Raw genomic sequence first — 19,062 nt, forward strand, 5'->3', positions numbered from 1 at the left:
CTTGTCAGAACGGCGGTTTAGATCTGCTCTAAGTCCTTGAGAAGATTGGTGGGTGTACAAGGATTCGAACCTTGGACCCGCTGATTAAGAGTCAGCTGCTCTACCAACTGAGCTATACACCCGACCACTCGCTCGGCCGTGGCCTCTCGAGGAGGCGCCGGATTAGCAAACCCGATCCGGGATGTCCACCCGCCTCGAAACGATTCCGGGTGTTTTCGCACCGCGCTTCCGGGTCGGGTTTTCCCAACAGGCTAGCCACTGGTCGACCGAATCGGATGCGAGCCCATCTCGCTGCAGGCGGCGACGCGCGGGACGAAAATCACACGATCTATCTAGATCCTCGACCTACACCTTCCGGCGGTAAAGTATCGTCACAAGTACTTAATTTCGCCACGGCAGTACATCAACGGAACACTACAATCAAGCGGTAAATTTCTTACAGTAAATCGACGAAATGACACATTCTAGCCGCAATTGGACGACCAAAGGCCCTCGTCGCGCCGATCCTGCGACGATCCCCAGCTTAGGATGGTTTAATGCCAGAGACGCAATCTGGACTTACTTACACGACCTCGCCGATCACCACGACGAGCAACGGTCAAGTCATTGAAAATCTAGAGATCTGGGTCGCAAATGGCGACGCGATCACCGTCAACCACGATAACGTCACGATCCGAAACGTCATCATCCACAACGCAGCCGGCAACGGGATTGCCGCCGAGGGCGTCAGCAATCTCACCGTCTCGGACAGCCTGATCGTCAACTCGGCCCAGCCCACCGGAAACGGCGGTGGCGACCCGGTGAATGGAGCGCCGGGCATCTTCGCCGTTGAGGTGAACGGCCTCAAGGTCGATCACGTGACCTTCCAGGGCAGCGAAGTCGGGATCTATGCCGGCCAGTCGCCGGCCACTCAGCTGTCCTACATCGAAGGCTACAACATGCAGGGTCCCTTCCCTGCAGGGCAGCTCGTCCAGTTTGTCGGCTCGCCGAACAGCACGCTGACCCACTTCTACAACTACAACGACCCGAACAACTCGCATCCGGAGGACAACATCTCCGTGATCGACAGCCCGAACACCGTGATCTCGCATGGCGTGATCGACGGCAACAACGCCGTCAGCGGCGTCGGGGTGATGTTCGAGGGCAACTCGGAGGGCAGCCGGGCCGAGTACATCGACGCGATCCACATGATGAACGGAGCGTTCAGCTCCTACTCGAACAACGTCACGTTCGACCATGTCCGATCCTTCGACAACATCGCCGAGGATCAGGGACGCGGCGGCAGCATGTCGAACGCCCTCATCTTCGCCTCGGCGGGCGACGGCGTCCATTTCACGAACGCGACCTATACGAACCCGGGCAACCCGAACAACATCGCTTGGGACGAGGGCAGCGACACGATCCAGATGCAGGAAGATTCGGGCGCAACGCCGGTCGATCGCATCCAGAACGTGTTCGACTGGACAAAAAGCGGGGATGCCTCGGCCGTCATGGTCTCCACCCGGAGCGGCGAGGTGACGAGCCCTGTCCCGGGCAGCCCGGAGCCCGATCACCCGACGACACCGTCGCAACCGCCGGTGTCCGAGACCCCAACGGAACCCGCGACGCCACCGGCGCCCGAGACCCCGGCGGAGCCTTCCGAGCCTCCGGCATCCGAGCTTCCGGGTGATACCACCGAGGCTCCAGGGTCCGAGCTCCCGGGCGATCCCACCGAGGCTCCAGGATCCGAGCTCCCGGGCGATCCCACCGAGCCGCCAACGTCGGAGACCCCGACTGAGCCGGAAACGCCGGACACCCCCCCGGTCCCGTCCGAGCCGGCGCTTCCAGAGACAGGTGACACCGGGCCGAACATCACCGGCAACTGGCGTTCGAACACGCTGACCGGAACGTCTTCGAGCGAGAAGATCTACGGGCTTGGCGGCAACGACAAGCTGTTCGGCCTGGAAGGTGACGACATCATCAACGGCGGCAGCGGCCGCGACACGATCGATGGTGGCGCCGGCACCGACTACCTTTGGGGCGGCAAGGGGTCCGACACGTTCGTCTTCAAGGCCGGGAACGGCATGGACTACGTGCAGGACTTCCAGGCCCGTGGCTGGAGCCAGGACTATATCCAGATCGAAAAGAGCATGTTCGCCGATTTCGACACGCTCATGCAGGACGCTCGGAGCGTGGACGGCGATGTCTGGATCGACAGCGGCTCCGATCACCTGGTGCTCAACGACGTGAAGTTGTCGCACCTCAGCGATCACGACTTCCTGTTCGTCTGAAGCCGTCGGCGCAAAGTGGCGGCCTGCTATCGTAGCTGGCCGCCACCTCGAAAAGCCGCGGGCGGACCAAGGCCGCCCGCGGCTCCTATTCTGCGGGCTGCTGGGCCACCCGCATCGTCCGCCTTATTCGGCGGCGTGCTGGGCGTGCATCCGGCTCGTGCCGGCGATGAGTTTGTTGAGCGCGCCGAGATAGGCCTTGGCGGAGGCGACCAGAGTGTCAGGATCGGCGCCCCGCGAGGTGACGGAGCGGCCGTCCGAGCTGAGCCGCACCGAAACTTCCGCCTGAGCGTCCGTTCCCTCCGTCACGGCGTGAACCTGATAGAGCTCGAGTACCGCCTCGTGCGGGACGAGCGCCTTGATGGCGTTGAACACCGCATCCACCGGGCCGTTGCCGTCAGCCTCCTCGGTCACCTTCTGGCCATCGATGTCGAGGCGCAGCGTGGCACGCTGCGGGCCGCGGGTGCCGGCGATCACCGTGAGCGAGACAAGCCGGACGCGGTCGTGCGCAGTCGCGATGTTCTCGTCGACGAGCGCCTCGATATCCTCGTCGTAGACAACCTTCTTGCGGTCGGCGAGGTCCTTGAACCGGGCGAAGGCGTCCTGGAGCTGGTTGTCCGAGAGCCGGTAGCCCATCTCCTCGAGCTTCGAGCGAAACGCCGCGCGGCCCGAATGCTTGCCCATGACGAGCGAGGTCTTGGTCACGCCGACCGTCTGCGGCTCCATGATCTCGTAAGTCTGGGTGTGCTTCAGCATCCCGTCCTGATGGATGCCGCTCTCGTGCGCGAAGGCGTTCCGGCCGACGATCGCCTTGTTGTACTGCACCGGGAAGGAGGTTGCGGCCGCCACGAGCTTCGAGGCGCGCGTCAGCATGGTCGAGTCGATACCCGTCTCGTAGCCATAGACGTCGGCGCGTACCCGCATCGCCATCACGACTTCCTCGAGCGCGGCATTGCCCGCCCGCTCGCCGATGCCGTTGATGGTGCACTCGATCTGACGCGCGCCGCCCTCCACGCCCGCGAGGGAATTCGCCACCGCCATGCCGAGATCGTTGTGGCAATGGACGGAAAACACCGCCTTGTCCGAGTTCGGTACGCGCTCACGCACGGTGCGGAAGAGGGCCCGGTACTCGTCCGGTGTCGTGTAGCCGACCGTGTCCGGAATGTTGACCGTGGTCGCGCCTGCCTTGATCACGGCCTCGACGCAGCGGCACAGAAAATCGATCTCCGTACGCGTGCCGTCCTCCGCCGACCACTCCACGTCGTCGACGAAATTGCGCGCCCGGGTAACCGAAGCGATCGACATCGCCAGCACTTCGTCCGGGCTCTTCTGCAGCTTGTACTTCATGTGCACGGGCGAGGTGGACACGAAGGTATGGATGCGGGGCCGCCTGGCGTTTCGAACCGCCTCGCCGGCGCGGTCGATGTCGTTCTGGGCCGTGCGGGCGAGTCCCGCCACGACGGCGTTCTTCATCCGGCGCGCGATCTCGGATACGGCCTCGAAATCGCCGTTGGAGGCAGCGGGATAGCCTGCCTCGATGATGTCGACGCCCATCGTGTCGAGGAGGTCGGCAACCGCGAGCTTCTCCTCGAACGTCATGGTGGCGCCGGGACACTGCTCGCCGTCACGCAGCGTCGTGTCGAAAATGACGACGCGGTCCTTGGCTGTCGGGTTCGTGCTGGTCATGGATCTAGGCCTTGAAGCTGGACGTTTCCGCGCGTTCCCGCGCTCTCGGGTTCGGTTCGATCCCCTGAGCGCCCAGGCACGCAGCCCAGCCGGCCCTCAGGGGCTGATAAGCAGAAGACCCGGAAGAAGGAGGGACGCGCGCGCCGGCAGCTCCGCCCGGAGGGCGGCGAGTTGCAGGCGATGTCCGGTGCCGAGACGGCTCACGGGGCGCGTTCCAAGGCGGGCACCCTGCCCGCAGGCTCCATGTAAACCGCCCCGCGCCTCTTGGGCAAGTGCTGCGCGCCGATCAAGTTGAGGCCGCCGCTCTACAGCCTGGCACGAAACCTCAACAAGGTGTGCTTAGCATTCGGGTGCTAGGCCTTCCTGCCCAGCCCCCTTTCGAGCGCAGCAGAACGATGTCTTACCCCAGCCGCGGCTTGCGCTATCCCGCGCTCTTGCTTGCGCTCGTCCTGGCTCTGCCCGTCCCTGCGAGGGAGGTAGGTAGCGACCCAGGCGACGCGATCACGGCGATCTATCGTCGTGCGGCCGCCGGCAAAGGGGATGGCGGGGGGCAGTTCGTGTGGCTCACGTCCCGCGATCGCCGGGCTCACTTCACCCGGGACTTGGCCGAGCTCTGGGACCGAGCGGAGAAGGCCACACCGAAGGGCGAACAGATGCCGCCCGGCTTCGACCCGGTAACCGCCTCGCAGGATCCGAACCTTAAGAGCTTCGCCGTCCGGGTCGAGGAGCGTATGGCCGCGAGAGCCGTGGTCCGCGTAGAACTCAGACATGGCCAGGCACCCGAAGGTGCGCAGGCGGCAATACGGTATACTCTGCGACACCAGCAGGGCCGCTGGTTGATCGACGAGATCGCCTCGACGGAACAGAAGGGGCCCGAAGCCTGGTCCCTGCGAGCCCTGCTGGGCGAGCAACTCGCCTCTCACGGCAAGCCCGTCCAGCGCTGAGCGCGCCGAAGCCCATGCCAAGCCCTGTCCCCGCGGCGGCAGACCCGACCTCGCCCCAGGCAGCTTCGCCCCTGGCCGCCCCCGCGCTGCCGGTCGTGCTCGCCCTGCTGGGCATTGCGGGGCTCTTCTTCACCTCCCCGGTCGCTGCGGTCATCCGCGAATTGCGGCTCCCCGACAATGATGACCTGATGCGCCTCGCGCAGGTGCTGGACCTCGTCCATGGACAGGACTGGTTCGACAAGGCGCAGCACCGGTTTGGTTCCCCGTCCGCAATCGTGACGCACTGGTCGCGGTTGGTCGACGCACCGATCGCGCTCGGGATCTTGACGATCGCGCCAGTCCTGGGAGAGCGGCTCGCCTCCGGTCTGGTCGCCCTCCTCTGGCCCTCCCTTCTGCTGGCTGCCTTTCTCTCTGGCCTTTGGGCCGCCACTGGTCGCTGGTACGGCGGACGGACCGCCTGGCTTGCGGTCTTCGCCGCTACCCAGATGACGACGATGGGGCTCTTCGCTCCCGGCCGGATCGACCACCACAACGTGCAGATCCTCGCCATGCTGGGCGTCCTGTTTGGCCTCTGCGACCCAGCCCCCGACCGGCGCGGGGCGGTCTGGCGGGGAAGATTGGCGGGAGGCCTCGCCGCCCTGTCGCTGGCAGTTGGGCTGGAGACGCTGCCATTCGTGGCCTTCTGCGGGGCTGCGGCGGCGCTGGCCTGGCTGTCGGGGCAGCGGCCGCATGAGGCGGCCCGGTTCGGCGCCTTCGGGCTGGCGCTCGCAATCACGGCGCCACTTCTGCTCGCGGCGGAAACGCCGCCACGTCAGTGGCTCGCCTCCCATTGCGACGCCCTCTCCCTGCCCTGGATCCTGCTCGCCTGCGGGGGCGGATTGGGCGCGACCATTCTAGCCCGCCTGGACGCGCGGCTGAAAAGCCCTCGCGCACGCCTCCTCGCTGCCGGCATAGCCGGCGCGGTCACGATCGTCCCGTTCCTGCAGGTCCAGGGCGGCTGCATCGGCAGCCCTCTCGGGGATCTTCCCGAGATCGTCAGGCGCGAATGGCTCGACAAGGTCGCGGAGGCGCTGTCGCTTCCAGCGACGCTGAAGTTCAGCCCGGAGATGGCGTTCGGCGGATTGCTGCCCATCGCGCTGGCAGGCGGGTACGCCCTGGTCCAGGCTTGGCGCGCGACAGACCCGGATGCGTTCCATCGCGACCTGATCCTCGGCGGCTTCCTCGCGACAGGGCTCGCGATCTCAGTCATTCAGTTGCGTGGGATCTACATCTCCTCGGCCGCCCTCCCGCTCGTCGCGGGGGTGGCGCTCCAACGCGCCCTCGCCGCGGCAGCCCGGCGCGAGCGGCCGGGCCGGACAATCGGTGCGCTGGCACTCGCCCTCCTGATGCTGGGCAAGGTCGCGGCCCTACCCCTCTTGGCCGCAGGAGCAGTCTTCGAGCGGCAGTCGCCTGTCGCCGTCACACGGCATCTTTCGAACTGTGCTGAGGAAGCGGGCGTGCGGGTGCTTGGAGAAATCGCCCCGGGAACCGTGCTCGCACCGGTCGACCTTGGGACGGCGATCCTGCTCTTCACGCCCCATAGGATCGTGGCGGCTCCCTATCATCGGGCAGCGTCCGGGATCGAAGCCTCGATCAGGGCCTTCGCCGGGACCGAGGAGGATATGAAGACGGCGGTTGCCGCGAGCGGCGCCGGGATCCTGGCGCTATGCCGGAGTTGGACAAAGGGTGCCGAGGGCACTTTCGCCCACGCTCTCGCTTCTGGCGCGAAGGCGCCCTGGCTTGATCCAATTGCGACCGGACCGGGCGACCTACTGGCCTGGCGTGTGGCGAAGCGGCCTCAATAAGCCCGGCACGAAAAAGGCCGGGCTCACGCCCGGCCATCGTCTCTCCAAACGTCTCCGGATCAGGAGATCACTCGGCGGCCTGAAGCCGCTCCGTGCCCTCCTCGGGCTTGCCGTCCGAATAGGTAGGACCCGGCCGGTTCTTGCCTGGAGCTGGCTTGCCGGGCAGCGGCGGCAGCGCCTTGGCCTTTTCCAGGTCGAGGCCAGCGGTCTCCGCGATGCGGCGGCCGTAATCCTCGTCGCAATGCCAGAAGTGCCACACCACGCGCAGGCCGAGTTCCTCGGGACACTGCTTCAGGTCGCCCCCGATATTGGCGATCAGGTCCTCGCGCTCCCAGTCCTGGAAGGTCCGGTAACGCTCGCCGGCTTGCGTGTAGTCGTCCTGCACGCGGGTCGGCTGGTACCGGCCGAGATGGCCCTCGACGTACTGGTGATACTCCTTCTCGGGCTTCGGCGCCTCGGCGAGGCCGCGGCCGAGATAGCTCGGTTCGTAGTTCACGTGCCGGCTCTCGCCGCCGCGATCGACATAGAAGGCCATCTGGCCGTCACGTTGGTTCGTGGCGAGGCGAGCCCCCTCCTGCGGCGCGTTGATGGGCAACTGGAGGTAGTTCGGGCCGACGCGGTAGCGCTGCGTGTCGGAGTAGCTGAGCGTCCGACCCTGCAGCATCTTGTCGTCGGAGAAGTCGATGCCGTCGACGAGCACGCCCGTCCCGAACGCCGACTGCTCCACCTCGGCGAAGAAGTTGTCCGGGACGCGGTCCAGCACCATGCGGCCGACCGGCAGCAGCGGGAACTGGTCCTCGGGCCAGCGCTTCGTGTCGTCGAGCGGGTCGAAGGTGAGGTGCTCGTTCGGGCCCTCGGGCATGATCTGCACGCAGAACTCCCACTCGGGGAAGTTCCCCTTGGAGATGTTGTCGTAGAGATCGCGCGTCGCGTGCCCGACATCCTTCGCCTGGATCTCGGAGGCCTGCTTGGAGGTCAGGTTGCGCACGCCCTGCTTCGGCACCCAGTGGAACTTGCAGAGATGCGCGACGCCCTCGGCGTTCACGAGCTTGTACGTGTTGACGCCGGAGCCCTCCATCTCACGGTAGTTCGCCGGGATGCCCCACGGTGACTTCAGCCAGGTCACCATGTGAAGCGACTCGGGGTGCATCGCGATGAAGTCGTAGAAGCGCCAGGCCTCCTGCCGGTTGCTCACCGGATCCGGCTTGAAGGCGTGGATCATGTCCGGAAACTTGATGGCGTCCCGAATGAAGAAGATCTTCAGGTTGTTGCCGACGAGATCCCAGTTGCCGTCGAGCGTCTTGAACTTCACCGCGAAGCCGCGCGGGTCGCGCTCGGTCTCCGGGCTCTCCTTGGCGCCGGCCACGGTGGAGAAGCGCACGAACATCGGCGTCTTCACGCCGGTCTCGTTCAGGACGCGGGCGCGGGTATACTTCGAAGCGGGCTCGTTCCCGATCTTCCCGTAGGCCTCGAACCAGCCGTGGGCGCCGGCCCCGCGGGCATGGACGACGCGCTCCGGAATGCGCTCGCGGTCGAAATGGGTGATCTTCTCGATGAACTGATAGTTCTCGAGCGTTGCCGGGCCGCGTTCGCCGACAGTCCGCATCGACTGGTTGTCGCGAACCGGATGTCCCTGACGCGTCGTCAGGATCCTGTTGTCTTCCGCCATAGGCGCCTCCTCTGGTACCGCGCCCCTGATGGGGCAGATTGGAGCTGTACGAATGTGCAGGTGGCTTATGGCGCCCCCGCGACGCTGCCGCAAATGCAACGTTTATCCGGATTCGATAGGCTGCGCCTATGAATGTCGCTGCGCTTTCACTCCGCGATCTCGAGTATGTGGTGGCAGTCACCGAGGAGCGCCACTTCGGGCGTGCGGCAGAGCGGTGCAATGTCAGCCAGCCGTCCCTTTCCGCACAGATTCGGCGGCTCGAAGAGGCACTCGGCCTAACGCTGTTCGAACGAACGAGCCGCCGGGTCCTCCCGACCGCCCGGGGGGAGGCCGTGGCCCGGCAAGCCCGCGCCGTACTAGCCGAGGCGCAGAAGCTTCTCGTCATCGCGCAGGAAGGCGCCGACACGCTCGCCGGCAGGCTTGCCCTCGGCGCAATCCAGACGCTCGGGCCCTACCTCTTTCCCCGCGTTCTCCGCTCCCTGCGGCAGAGCTTTCCCGAGCTCGTCCTCACCCTGAGCGAAGGCAGGACGGCCGAGCTTTTGGATGGCCTGCGCGAAGGCCGGCTCGATGCCGTCCTGCTCTCCCCTCCCGTCGACGAGACCGGTCTCACGGTCCTCCCGCTCTTCGAGGAGCCCTTCCTGCTCTCCTGCCCAACCGACCATCCCCTCGCGCTCGCGCCACAAATCGACCCGGAGACGCTCTCCGGCCCAGAGCTCCTGCTGCTCGAGGAGGGGAATTGCCTGCGTGACCAGGCGTTGGCTGCCTGCGCGGCGGGGCCGCACGCCGGGCGCCACGCCACGAGTCTCGAGACGCTTCGGTCGATGGTAGCGGCTGGGGCCGGCTATACGCTGATGCCGCGGCTCGCGGCAGACGAGGGACCGGACGCGACCGGCCTCGTCGTCTCGCGCCCGTTCGGAGAGCATGGCCCCGTCCGCACCGTCGCGCTGGCCTGGCGAGCGACGGATCCGCGCCGGGCGAGCCTCGTCCGGCTGGCTACCTTCTTTCGTGACAGCGCACCTGCCGGGACAAGAGCACACGCGGCGCATTGAAGTGGATATCGATAATAATAGACCTCGCCAGCCTTGGCTGCCGCCCCGTACAAGGATAGCCGTTCAGAATTGCCCGCGAGACTGAGGAGGACCGCCCGTGGCAGAGGCTCGGAAAGCCGGACGCGGTTCCGTAGCGCCGGTTTTCGGAGTTGCTTGCTTCGACCTGGGCGGGACAATTTCTTATGCGGATGCAGGATATTCAGGCCTGCTTGGCCGGGAGGCGGGCGAAATCATCGGCCGCACGCCCTTTGAATTCATTCTAGCGGCGGATTTTGAGGAAAACCGCAAGCGGCTGCCGGCCATCATCAGCGCGCGGGAGCCCTGCTCCTTCAGCAAGCGCTACGTCCAGCCCGATGGCACCATCGTGCCCGTGCGGGCTCATGCCTTCCTTCTGTACGATGGAGCCGGAGAGAAGCTCGGCATCTTCGGCATTCTCTACGAGGAGGATGAGCACGGAAGGCCTGCCTGCGGCGGAGCCCCGCTGACCATCGACGCCCTTCTCTGGCTCGAGAGGCGCGCGCGCGACCATACGCGGGACGGAGCCGTGCCGATCGCCCGACTCCGGAAGCTCGTCATTGAGGCTTTCGGCATGCCCGACGGGACCGAGCACACAGCCTAACCTACAAGGCGGAGCCTTCGGGGCTCGGTCTTCTGCCCGGCCGGAGAATGGACGAGCTCGTGCGCGGGCTTGGGCCTCGCGAAGAAGTAGCCCTGCCCTTCGGTGCAGCCCACCTTCCTGACGCGATCGAGTTGCTCTGCCGTCTCGATCCCTTCCGCCGTCGTCGCCATGTGCAGGTTGGCGGCCAGGGAGGCGACGGAACGGATGATCGCGATGCAGTCCGGCCGCTCCGAATCCCGGACGAACGAGCGGTCGATCTTGATCTTGTCGAAGGGAAACGCGCGCAGATAGCTCAGCGAGGAAAACCCCGTGCCGAAATCGTCGAGCGCGATCCGTGTCCCCATCGCCCTCAGCTGGTGCAGGATGGCGAGCGTGGAATCGTTCTCGTCCAAGAGCACCGTCTCGGTGATCTCGAGCTCGAGCCGGTGAGGCGGGAGCTCCGTCGCGGCAAGGATGGCCGCGACCGTTGGCGCGAGATCGCGGCTACGGAACTGAACGGGAGAGAGGTTCAGGGCGAGCCGGATGTGTTCGGGCCAGCGCGCGGCCTCCTCGCAGGCCCGCCGCAGCACCCATTTTCCGAGTTCCGAGATCACCCCGATCTCTTCCGCCAGGGGAATGAAGATGCCCGGCGAGACCGGACCGCGCTGGGGATGGGTCCAACGAAGCAGCGCCTCGTAGCCCGCGATCTCGTTCGTCCTCAGGTTGATGATCGGCTGGTAGTGGATGTCGAGCTCGTTGTGGGCGAGCGCGTGCCGCAGGTCCTGCCCCAGCGACCGACGTGCCTGCAGGGCGGCGTCCATCTCAGGAGCGAAGAACCGGTAGGTTCCGCGCCCCTCCCCCTTGGCTCGGTAGAGGGCAAGATCTGCATTCTTAAGCAGCTGGTGCGAGTCGACCCCGTCGAACGGCGCGACCGAAACGCCGATGCTGGCCGCTGTCAGGATCTCCCGCCCATCGATGTCGTAAGGCGCGCTCACGACCTCGATGACTTTTCTCGCGAAGGCCTCGCTGTCCCGAGGCTGGTTCTCGCTCGGCTGGAGGATGAGGAACTCGTCGCCCCCAAAGCGGGCGACCATCCCGCCCGGCCTGATGCACTCGAGCAGCCGCCGCGCCACTGCGCAGAGAAGCTGGTCGCCGACCATATGCCCAAGGCTGTCATTCACCTCCTTGAAGCGGTCCAGGTCGAGCGACAGGACCGCGAAGCTCCTTTCGCTGTCCTCGAGTCCCGCCAGCACCGCGTCCAGCCGCTCCAGGAACAGCGCGCGGTTCGGCAACTCCGTCAGGGCGTCGTGATGGGCCATGTGGGCGATCTTGGCCTCGGCCTGACGGCGGTCGGTGATGTCCTCGTAAGTGGCGACGAAGCCACCATCGGGCAGGGGCCGATAGGTCGCGGCGAGAACGACCCCGTTCTCGAGACTGAGAAGCGAGGGCCACAGCGCAGAACTCTGCAGCCCGACCTGATCCGCCCGCAGAAACGGAGATCGCGCGAGCACCTCGGGCAGGGCAGCTCCGGGCGGCGCATCGGCCCTGGACAGCCCGAAAAGCGACAGGAAGCGGCGGTTGAACACCGTCAGCCGGATCTCAGCATCCACCATGCAGAGCCCCTGGCTCATGTTGTCCATTGCGGCATTGAGCTGGCCGGACGCGTGCCGAAGATCCCCCGTGAGCTCATGAAGCCGGGAATGGGTCTTCGAGAGAAGCCGGTTGTGCCAGAGGACAAGACCCAGGAGCGCGATACCGCAGCAGATCAGCCCAATGGCGAGCCAGGTGAAGATCTCGTGCAGCCCGAGCAGCTCGCTCTTATCCCTGGAGGCTTGTTCGGCGCTCACAAGGTGCGCCTCCGCAGCCAGGCGAGCGAATCTGTCTTCCAGGGGAACAAACAGGCGCCGCAACGTCGCCCGGGCGCCAATGTCGCCGGGCGAGGCCGCGAGACTCTCGCCGGCGGCGATCGCTTCCTCGAACAGCCTCAAGGTCTCCCGCCGTTCCGGCGTGGCATCGGCAAACGCCCCGAACTCACCGTCGCGCCATAGACCGAGGCGATTGACGAGGATGTCGAACCGAAGGCCGATCTCATCGGTATCGACGTCGCTGCCCGACCAGGTGGAGGAACTGACCCGCTCCAGAAAGCGTGCGAGTTCGGCCGGCCCCTGGCTCGCGAGAAGGGCGATGTTGTAGCGGTCGGTATTCCGCAGCGCCGTCTGGCGCTGTTCGATCACGAGCGACGTATAGACGGCCGAGGCCGCGAAGACCGCGATGACGACAAGCAGTGCGAGCTTGACAGCACTAAGGGTGTTGAGACGCTCCCGGACCAAGACTTACTTGACCTTCAGCTCTTTGACCTGCCAGGCGGAACGCCCGTAGTATCGCTGGCTCTGCAAGTCGGGATCGCTGTCATAAGGATAGATGATGAACAGCGGCCCGTTATCCCGGACAGGCATAGGCACCCCATTCTTCCGAGTCGCCAGAATGACGTTGAACTTCCGGAAATCCTCGACAGGGATCATCGTGGAATAATCGTTGAGCGCATGGGCCTCGACAACATCCCCTTTCGCGCCGACCTCCTTCATGAGGACAGACATCGGCACGCCTTCAAAACGCACCTTCTGATTGTGCCAAGGTGTCTTCGTTTCAACCGCTACGACACCGAGCATCTCAAGTGACGACAGACTGAATCGGACCGGCCCGTTGCCGTTGTTTACGTTGCCCGTCACGATCAGGATAGGCTTTCCGTTATCTGCACGGACCGGCAACACCTGTGATGTGCCCGCGCAGAGCGCAGCCAGCGCAAGAAATATCTTCGAGGAACGTATCATCATGCTCTGTGGCGCGTGCCACATCTCAGGTATGAGCATTTCCTTTAGGGATGGTGCATTCTCAAGCTGGAAATGGAGCGGTCGACGCGAAGTTTCAGAATCAGCGAGCCCTCAGCTCCAGACGGAAACCCAGGAGCTCCCCGGCCGGCCATCCGCGCACACGCCCAGCGGCTCGCTGATTCCGGAGCATGCCGGGATCGAGCCCCGTGGCCCAGCCTCTACTCGTAGCAAGTGGCTTCCGCGACGCTGGTCGGGCGGACATTCGCGCCTGTCCCCGTCCGGTTGACCGAAACCGCGACCCCGTTGCCGTAGCCGACCGATTTGCAGGCGTTCACGACGCAGCTCGCCTCGGCCTCGTTGCCGCAAGCGAAGGGCGAGAAGCGGAGGGTGGCGGCAGGTCGCTTTCCAGTTGTCGCCGTGACGAGCCTGTCGAGACCTGCTCGAATGGCGATGATATCCGTCCTCAACCCCTCCATAGCCGGGGGCACGTTTCGGGTCGCGGCCTCGACGCGCTCCAGGCGGTTGGAGAAGGTCTCCAGCATCTGGCTGTTCCGCTGGAGCGCGGCCGTGTTGGCTCTGAGCGCCTCGAGCACGCTGCGCATCACGACCGTCTGCTCGCTTTCGGGGGCCGCCGGCTGCTGCTGGCCCGCGGCGGGGAAAGCGGCGAAGGCGGCGCACAAGGCAGCCAGTCGGAGAGCCTGCTTCATCTGGATCCTTTCGGGATTGCGTCAGGCCGGACCAAAGCACAGGGGGCGGCACCGAGCCAGAGCGCGGCTTTACGCAGCCTTAAAGCGCCCCGGATTATTGTGTTGTGTCCGAGCCTGGCCCGCACGCCGCGGGCTTTGCGGGGAGCGTGATGAGTAAGGGACCGGAGCGCCGCCGGGAACGACGGGAGCCGGTATTCGATTCCGGCGATCCGTCGGATGTTGGGCTCAGGTTGTCCCACGGCGACCGGGCCGGGGGAACGATGGCAAGGTCTGGACGAGGCGGAGACAAGGGCCGGCGGCAAAAGCCGAGCCGGAAGCGGAGCCGCTCCCTCATCGGGCGCCTGATCTCGTGGACGCTCGTCGTCGGGATCTGGGCGGCGATCGGGGGTACGGGCCTCGTAGCCTATCACGCGACGCAGCTTCCGCCGATCGACCAGCTCTCCGTCCCCAAGCGCCCGCCGAACGTCGCGATCCTCGCATCGGACGGGACGCTGCTCGCCAACCGCGGCGAGACCGGCGGCCGCAGCGTTTCGATCAAAGAGCTGCCGCCCCATCTCCCACGGGCTTTCGTGGCGATCGAGGACCGGCGCTTCTACGGCCATTTCGGGATCGATCCCCTCGGCATCGCTCGCGCGGCCTTCCGCAACCTAACCTCGCGCGGCGTTTCGCAGGGCGGCTCGACGCTGACTCAGCAGCTCGCAAAGAACCTCTTCCTGACCCAGGAGCGCACCGCCTCCCGCAAGATCCAGGAGGCGATCCTCGCGCTCTGGCTGGAGCACCAATACACCAAGGACCAGATCCTCGAGCTGTATCTCAACCGGGTCTATTTCGGCGCCGGCGCCTACGGGGTCGAGGCTGCGGCCCAGCGCTATTATGGCAAGCCCGCGCGCGAGGTCACTGTCGCAGAGGCCGCGACCCTCGCCGGCCTCGTCCAGGCGCCGTCTCGCCTTGCGCCGAACCGAAATCCGGAGGCCGCACGTGCTCGCGCGGAGCTGGTCCTCGCCGCGATGGCGGACGAAGGCTACATTAGGCCCGAGCAGCACAAGACGGCCCTGATGGAGCCGGCGAAGCCCACCCGCCGGGCGGGCGCGGGCTCCGCCAATTACGCTGCCGACCTGGTCATGGACGTGCTCGACGACTTCGTCGGCACGGTTGAAAGCGACATCTCCGTCAGGACGACGATCGATCCCGTGCTGCAGGCCGCCGCCGAGCGGTCGCTGACCGAGGAGCTTGGGCAGAAGGGGGCGAAATTCGGCGTCCAGCAGGGAGCCGTCGTGGCCATGCGGCCGGACGGCGCACTCCGAGCCCTGGTCGGCGGGCGGGATTACGCAGAAAGCCAGTTCAACCGCGCCACGAACGCGAAGCGGCAGCCGGGCTCGGCCTTCAAGCCCTTCGTGTATCTTGCGGCGGTCGAAGCCGGGCTGACTCCGGACACCGTTCGGGAGGATGGACCGATCTCGGTCCGCGGCTGGAACCCGGAGAACTATTCACGTGACTACCGTGGCCCGGTGACGCTGCGCGACGGGCTCGCCCTGTCGCTCAACACAGTCGCCGTCCGGCTCGGAATGGAGGTCGGCCCAAAGAAGGTGGTGCAGATCGCCCGCCGGCTCGGCATCGCCTCCGCCCTGCAGCCGAACGCCTCCATCGCGCTCGGCACGTCGGAAGTCTCGCCGATCGAGTTGGTCGGCGCCTACGCGGCCTTTGCGAATGGCGGCTTTGGCGTCGTCCCGTACATCATCGCCGAGGTCCGAGGGCCGGGAGGCAAGGTAATCTACCGGCGGACGGAAGGTGGCCTCGGTCGGGTGATCGATTCCTCCGCCGTCGCCATGATGAACGGCATGATGCGGGAGACGCTTCTCACCGGTACGGCGCGGAAGGGGGAGATTCCGGGCTGGGAGGCGGCAGGAAAGACGGGCACCAGCCAGGAATTCCGCGACGCCTGGTTCGTCGGCTACACGGGAAACCTCGTCGCCGGCGTCTGGCTTGGAAACGACGACGGCACCCCGACCAAGAAGGTTTCGGGTGGAGGCCTACCGGTGGAAGTCTGGAGCCGCTTCATGAAGGCGGGACTTCAGGGAGAGCGGCCAGTCGCCCTCCCCGGCTCGCCAGGCACGCGCGTCGCCTCGGCGTCTGGCGGCCGCTCCAGCCGTCCGGCCGGCGCCCAGGCGGGCCCGGATCCCCTGACGGAGTTCTTCGACAAGCTGTTCGGGAACTGATCAGACCCGGTGAAGGGCGGCAGCAGCGAGACAGGACGCAAAGAGCAGGGTGAGAGCCATCGGCAGCGCGCCCGCGCCGTGGAACAGGGCCACCGGCACCGTGTAGAGCGCCCCGAAGCCCATCGACACGAAACCATAGAGGCTTGAAGCGGAGCCGGCCGCGTCCGGATCGACATTCATCAGGCCGGCCACCGCGTTGGGGCCCATCACGCCCACGCCGATCGCATAGGTGAAAAGCGGCAGGACCAGCGTCCAGATCGAGAAGAAGCCGCTTGCGATCAGCCCGGCGAGAACGATCGCCGATGCAAGGCAGATGAGGTTGCCTCGCTGCGCGGCGACACGAACCTCGCTTTGTCGAGCGATCATTCGGAACAGAGCCGAACCTACCGCCATCCCGACAGTGACGAAGAGGCACCAGAGCCCGACCTCCTGCGAGGATCGGCCCAGCATCTCCCCGATCAGGAACGGCGCGACCGCGAGAAAGGCGTAGAGGCTGGTGCCGCCGCAAGCCGCCGCGATGGTGTAGCGCCGGAACTTGGCCGAGCGCGCAAGCCGGGCGTAGCTGCCGAAGGTTGCTCGAAAGCCGGGAAGTGCGATTGGTCGCCGGTTCGTTTCCGGCAGCGTGAATACGACGAGCAACAGGATAACGGCGACGAGCACGGCCAGGGCCACGAAGATCGCTCGCCATCCGAAGGCGTGATCGATGAAGCCGCCAATCGCCGGCGCCAGCGCCGGCGTCATCGACATCGCCATGGTCAGGAACGCCAGTTGGCGAGCCGCGTCCTGTCCGCTCGACACATCCCGCACCATGGCCCGCCCGATCACCAGCGATCCGCAGCCGCCGAGCGATTGGAGAACGCGCGCGACGATCAGGCCTCCGATGGAGGCTGCCGGGATCGCGAGAAGGAACCCGACCAGATACAGCAGAAGGCTGACGATGATGACGGGTCGCCGGCCGAAGCGGTCCGAAATGGGCCCATAGACCAATTGGCCGGCGGCGAGCCCGACCAGATAAAGCGTGATGGTGAGTTGCATCGCCCCTGGCGAGGCGCCCAGATCCGCTCCTGCCTGAGGCAGCGCAGGAACGAACACGTGCATCGCGAGTGTCCCCGTCATCGTGATGGCGACGAGGAGAGCGATGCTGGCGGAGGCTGGATTGCCGAAGGGCGGCCTGGAGAGGATCGACCGCATAGCCCGTCTTAACATCGACGGACGAGTGAGCAAGACGCGCACCACCCGGAGCGCATCGAAGCAGAGCTGCCCTGCGCTGGCGGCGGTGCGGCGGCGTTAGCTCAGGCGCAAGAGCGGCCGAGCGCTGCCAGCCCCTCGTCGAGAAGATCGGGCAGGTTCGGAATTCCGAGCAGATAATCGGCCGTGTCGCCCTGCTCCCGCTCCCGCGCGGTTCGCAGCGCCTCCGACCAATCCTCGGCGTCGAAATCGCCTCGACCTATCCACACGATCGCAACGATGTCGTGTCGTTCGTCGTCGTTCAGGCCGGCGATGAACTCCCGGATCTCTTCTTCGCTGGCATCGTCCGAGCCTGCAGTAAGCACGTCGGCCATCCCGTCGTCGATCGCATTGGAGCCCGAATCCGGGTCCGTCATGCCTTCCTTCACGTCGACTGCGCGGGCCCGCAGGATGAGCTCGCAAACCTTGTCCAACGCGATGTCCATCGACCGTTTCTCCGTTGTCGCCGGACGAAAACCCGCGACCGGAGCGCAAGTTCAGTCGGCGACCGGTGGCACGGCAACCGACGACCTGCATTCATGGGCCATGACCTCACTTCTGGCCGAATCGATAGGCGGCGCAGCCGCCGTGCTCACGACCTTCTGCTGGGTCCCACAGGCCCTGCGAACGATCCGGCTGCGGGAGACGAGAGCCATCTCGCTTTCAGCCCAGCTCACATTCGGCTCGGGGCTGGCTCTATGGCTGGCCTATGGCGTCCTGATCGGGAGCTGGCCTCTGATCCTCGCCAATGCGCTCAGCCTGGCGCTCGTCTCGTTGATCGTCGCCATGAAGCTGCGATACGGCTGAAGGACGCTTCGCCGGAGCTCTCCCGCATCGCGCGGCTCGCCGCGAGAATGAAGAGGATCGAGACCGCCAGGAACCCGCCCGGGATTTGGCAGAAGAAGGCGAGAGCTCTCGCCGGGATCGGGACGACCCAGGCAAAGGCGAGCGCTGTCGCCTCCCATCGGCGAAAGCCATGCTCGAGACCGTAGCTGGCCAGCAAGGCAATCGCCGGTCCGAGAAGGACGAGATCGTAGTCGAGGAGGTACGGCGTCGAAAGAAGCGAGGCGAGAAGCAGGCACGCCGCTCGCAACCGCATCGGAGCCTGGATGAACCAGAGCCAGACTGTCGCGGCGATCACGCAGAAGGACACGAAGCCCTGCGCCGCGTAGGCAAGCGGCAGGGAGCCGCCGAGCATGCGCACCCACGCGAAGATGCTCTGGATCTTGTACCAGCCCGTGGCGCCGTCCTCGATGACGATCCGGCGGGTGGATTCTATCGAGGAGAAGAAGGCCGCCCAGGTTTCGGCCCCGAAGAACGTCAGGGCCGCAGCGACGAGGGCGATCACGGCGATGGTGGCACCGGCGATGGCTCGCCAGTAACCGCCTGCCGCAAGCGCCAGCGGAAGAATGATCCCGAACTGGGGCTTGTACGCGAGGCAGCCAAGCAGCAGCCCTGCGATGAACGGGCGGCGGTCCAGCAGCAGCAAACCGCCCCCGAACAGGGCAGCTGTCAGGAACCCGTTGTGACCGTGGGCGAGGCCTACGAGAACCGCCGGGAAGCCGAGGGCAACGAGAAGCGTGTCCCAACGCGGCAGGATGCGCCAGGCGACCAAGGCGGCTCCCGCTAGGGTCACGGCCTGCCATAGGACGAGCGAGACGATGTAGGGCAGCGACGCGAGAGGCGCGGCCAGAAGGAAGAAAATCGGAGGGTAGTGCCAGCCGAGAAGAGCAACGTCTTCCGTTCCGTGCGTGGCCTTCTCGGCTTCCCCGATGGTCGTCCAGTCGTAAGCGCCTGCTGCCCTCCCTTCCAACGCCAGCGTCCCGGCACTCCAGATGAGTGTAAAGTCCGTGCCGAGCGGGCGCCCCCACTTGTCCAGCGTGCCGTGGGGCCCGGTTCGGGTTGCCAGGAGCAAGAGCACGGCGGCCGCCGTTCCGAGGACCAGAACAAGCGCCACGGCCCGAACGCGCGAGCGCGTCAGCCAGGTTCCCGTCGCGAAGGGTTCCATGCTGCTCCAGGACTTG

15 protein-coding genes and 1 tRNA gene are annotated in these 19,062 nt (G+C 65.9%); 7 read left to right on the top strand and 9 right to left on the bottom strand.

The genetic code is table 11. From position 1 onward, the window contains the following. Positions 1 to 46: 46 nt before the first annotated feature. A tRNA-Lys gene (locus tag ACO2SS_RS11395) sits at positions 47 to 122 on the bottom strand. 414 nt (positions 123 to 536) lie between these two features. Here ACO2SS_RS11395 and ACO2SS_RS11400 point away from each other — a divergent pair. After that, positions 537 to 2,270, top strand: coding sequence for a hemolysin (locus ACO2SS_RS11400; protein WP_423277760.1), 1,734 nt, complete (start codon positions 537 to 539; stop codon positions 2,268 to 2,270). Positions 2,271 to 2,393: 123 nt separating this feature from the next. On the opposite strand, the gene ACO2SS_RS11405 is transcribed toward ACO2SS_RS11400, so the two are convergent. Further along, a complete protein-coding gene (locus tag ACO2SS_RS11405; RefSeq protein ID WP_423277761.1) occupies positions 2,394 to 3,953 on the bottom strand; it encodes a 2-isopropylmalate synthase in 1,560 nt (519 codons plus the stop codon). 395 nt (positions 3,954 to 4,348) lie between these two features. On the opposite strand from ACO2SS_RS11405, the gene ACO2SS_RS11410 reads away from it, so the two are divergent. Continuing rightward, positions 4,349 to 4,897, top strand: coding sequence for a DUF3828 domain-containing protein (locus ACO2SS_RS11410; RefSeq protein WP_423277762.1), 549 nt, complete (start codon positions 4,349 to 4,351; stop codon positions 4,895 to 4,897). A 14-nt stretch (positions 4,898 to 4,911) separates the two neighbouring features. After that, positions 4,912 to 6,741 (top strand): hypothetical protein, encoded by a 1,830-nt coding sequence (locus tag ACO2SS_RS11415; protein ID WP_423277763.1) that lies wholly within the window; start codon positions 4,912 to 4,914, stop codon positions 6,739 to 6,741. Positions 6,742 to 6,808: 67 nt separating this feature from the next. Here ACO2SS_RS11415 and ACO2SS_RS11420 read toward each other — a convergent pair whose 3' ends face one another. Next, on the bottom strand, positions 6,809 to 8,410 hold the full coding sequence (locus tag ACO2SS_RS11420; RefSeq protein WP_423277764.1) for a catalase: 1,602 nt from the start codon (positions 8,408 to 8,410) through the stop codon (positions 6,809 to 6,811). Positions 8,411 to 8,538: 128 nt separating this feature from the next. Between ACO2SS_RS11420 and ACO2SS_RS11425 the strand changes: the two genes are divergently transcribed. Both ACO2SS_RS11425 and ACO2SS_RS11430 read left to right on the top strand, forming a co-directional pair. Further along, entirely contained in the window at positions 8,539 to 9,459 is a 921-nt protein-coding gene (locus ACO2SS_RS11425) for a LysR substrate-binding domain-containing protein (protein WP_423277765.1), read from the top strand. A 97-nt stretch (positions 9,460 to 9,556) separates the two neighbouring features. Further along, the gene (locus ACO2SS_RS11430; protein ID WP_423277766.1) at positions 9,557 to 10,078 is read left to right on the top strand and encodes a PAS domain-containing protein; all 522 of its coding nucleotides are present in this window, start codon (positions 9,557 to 9,559) and stop codon (positions 10,076 to 10,078) included. Here ACO2SS_RS11430 and ACO2SS_RS11435 read toward each other — a convergent pair. The 3 genes from ACO2SS_RS11435 to ACO2SS_RS11445 form a co-directional block, all read right to left on the bottom strand. Then, complete coding sequence (locus ACO2SS_RS11435) at positions 10,075 to 12,387, bottom strand: putative bifunctional diguanylate cyclase/phosphodiesterase (RefSeq protein WP_423277767.1); 2,313 nt, start codon at positions 12,385 to 12,387, stop codon at positions 10,075 to 10,077. The two genes, ACO2SS_RS11430 and ACO2SS_RS11435, sit on opposite strands and share 4 nt — an antisense overlap. 3 nt (positions 12,388 to 12,390) lie before the next feature. Continuing rightward, positions 12,391 to 12,891 carry a molybdopterin-dependent oxidoreductase gene (locus ACO2SS_RS11440; protein ID WP_423277768.1) on the bottom strand — a complete coding sequence of 167 codons (501 nt, stop codon included), beginning with the start codon at positions 12,889 to 12,891 and terminating at the stop codon, positions 12,391 to 12,393. Between the two features lie 215 nt (positions 12,892 to 13,106). Further along, positions 13,107 to 13,595, bottom strand: a complete 489-nt coding sequence (locus tag ACO2SS_RS11445; protein ID WP_423277769.1) for a hypothetical protein — start codon at positions 13,593 to 13,595, stop codon at positions 13,107 to 13,109. A 149-nt stretch (positions 13,596 to 13,744) separates the two neighbouring features. Between ACO2SS_RS11445 and ACO2SS_RS11450 the strand changes: the two genes are divergently transcribed. Then, positions 13,745 to 15,811, top strand: a complete 2,067-nt coding sequence (locus ACO2SS_RS11450) for a transglycosylase domain-containing protein (RefSeq protein WP_423277770.1) — start codon at positions 13,745 to 13,747, stop codon at positions 15,809 to 15,811. On the opposite strand, the gene ACO2SS_RS11455 is transcribed toward ACO2SS_RS11450, so the two are convergent. Then, positions 15,812 to 17,002, bottom strand: a complete 1,191-nt coding sequence (locus tag ACO2SS_RS11455) for a multidrug effflux MFS transporter (protein WP_423277771.1) — start codon at positions 17,000 to 17,002, stop codon at positions 15,812 to 15,814. Between the two features lie 101 nt (positions 17,003 to 17,103). Continuing rightward, positions 17,104 to 17,484: a DUF3775 domain-containing protein gene (locus tag ACO2SS_RS11460; protein WP_423277772.1), complete on the bottom strand. Its 381-nt coding sequence runs from the start codon at positions 17,482 to 17,484 to the stop codon at positions 17,104 to 17,106. Between the two features lie 100 nt (positions 17,485 to 17,584). Between ACO2SS_RS11460 and ACO2SS_RS11465 the strand changes: the two genes are divergently transcribed. Next, complete coding sequence (locus ACO2SS_RS11465) at positions 17,585 to 17,845, top strand: SemiSWEET transporter (RefSeq protein WP_423277773.1); 261 nt, start codon at positions 17,585 to 17,587, stop codon at positions 17,843 to 17,845. On the opposite strand, the gene ACO2SS_RS11470 is transcribed toward ACO2SS_RS11465, so the two are convergent. Beyond that, complete coding sequence (locus tag ACO2SS_RS11470) at positions 17,793 to 19,046, bottom strand: glycosyltransferase family 87 protein (protein WP_423277774.1); 1,254 nt, start codon at positions 19,044 to 19,046, stop codon at positions 17,793 to 17,795. The two genes, ACO2SS_RS11465 and ACO2SS_RS11470, sit on opposite strands and share 53 nt — an antisense overlap. Between the last annotated feature and the right edge of the window lie 16 nt (positions 19,047 to 19,062).

This window comes from Enterovirga sp. CN4-39 (genome assembly GCF_049446235.1).
Lineage (GTDB): Bacteria > Pseudomonadota > Alphaproteobacteria > Rhizobiales > Beijerinckiaceae > Enterovirga.

Coding starts and splice junctions, on each gene's coding strand:
- ACO2SS_RS11400 (WP_423277760.1), top strand. CDS start 537: ATGCCAGAGACGCAATCTGGACTTACTTACACGACCTCGCCGATCACC.
- ACO2SS_RS11410 (WP_423277762.1), top strand. CDS start 4,349: ATGTCTTACCCCAGCCGCGGCTTGCGCTATCCCGCGCTCTTGCTTGCG.
- ACO2SS_RS11420 (WP_423277764.1), bottom strand. CDS start 8,410: ATGGCGGAAGACAACAGGATCCTGACGACGCGTCAGGGACATCCGGTT.
- ACO2SS_RS11425 (WP_423277765.1), top strand. CDS start 8,539: ATGAATGTCGCTGCGCTTTCACTCCGCGATCTCGAGTATGTGGTGGCA.
- ACO2SS_RS11460 (WP_423277772.1), bottom strand. CDS start 17,484: ATGGACATCGCGTTGGACAAGGTTTGCGAGCTCATCCTGCGGGCCCGC.
- ACO2SS_RS11445 (WP_423277769.1), bottom strand. CDS start 13,595: ATGAAGCAGGCTCTCCGACTGGCTGCCTTGTGCGCCGCCTTCGCCGCT.
- ACO2SS_RS11450 (WP_423277770.1), top strand. CDS start 13,745: ATGAGTAAGGGACCGGAGCGCCGCCGGGAACGACGGGAGCCGGTATTC.
- ACO2SS_RS11440 (WP_423277768.1), bottom strand. CDS start 12,891: ATGATGATACGTTCCTCGAAGATATTTCTTGCGCTGGCTGCGCTCTGC.
- ACO2SS_RS11405 (WP_423277761.1), bottom strand. CDS start 3,953: ATGACCAGCACGAACCCGACAGCCAAGGACCGCGTCGTCATTTTCGAC.
- ACO2SS_RS11465 (WP_423277773.1), top strand. CDS start 17,585: ATGACCTCACTTCTGGCCGAATCGATAGGCGGCGCAGCCGCCGTGCTC.
- ACO2SS_RS11415 (WP_423277763.1), top strand. CDS start 4,912: ATGCCAAGCCCTGTCCCCGCGGCGGCAGACCCGACCTCGCCCCAGGCA.
- ACO2SS_RS11470 (WP_423277774.1), bottom strand. CDS start 19,046: ATGGAACCCTTCGCGACGGGAACCTGGCTGACGCGCTCGCGCGTTCGG.
- ACO2SS_RS11455 (WP_423277771.1), bottom strand. CDS start 17,002: ATGCGGTCGATCCTCTCCAGGCCGCCCTTCGGCAATCCAGCCTCCGCC.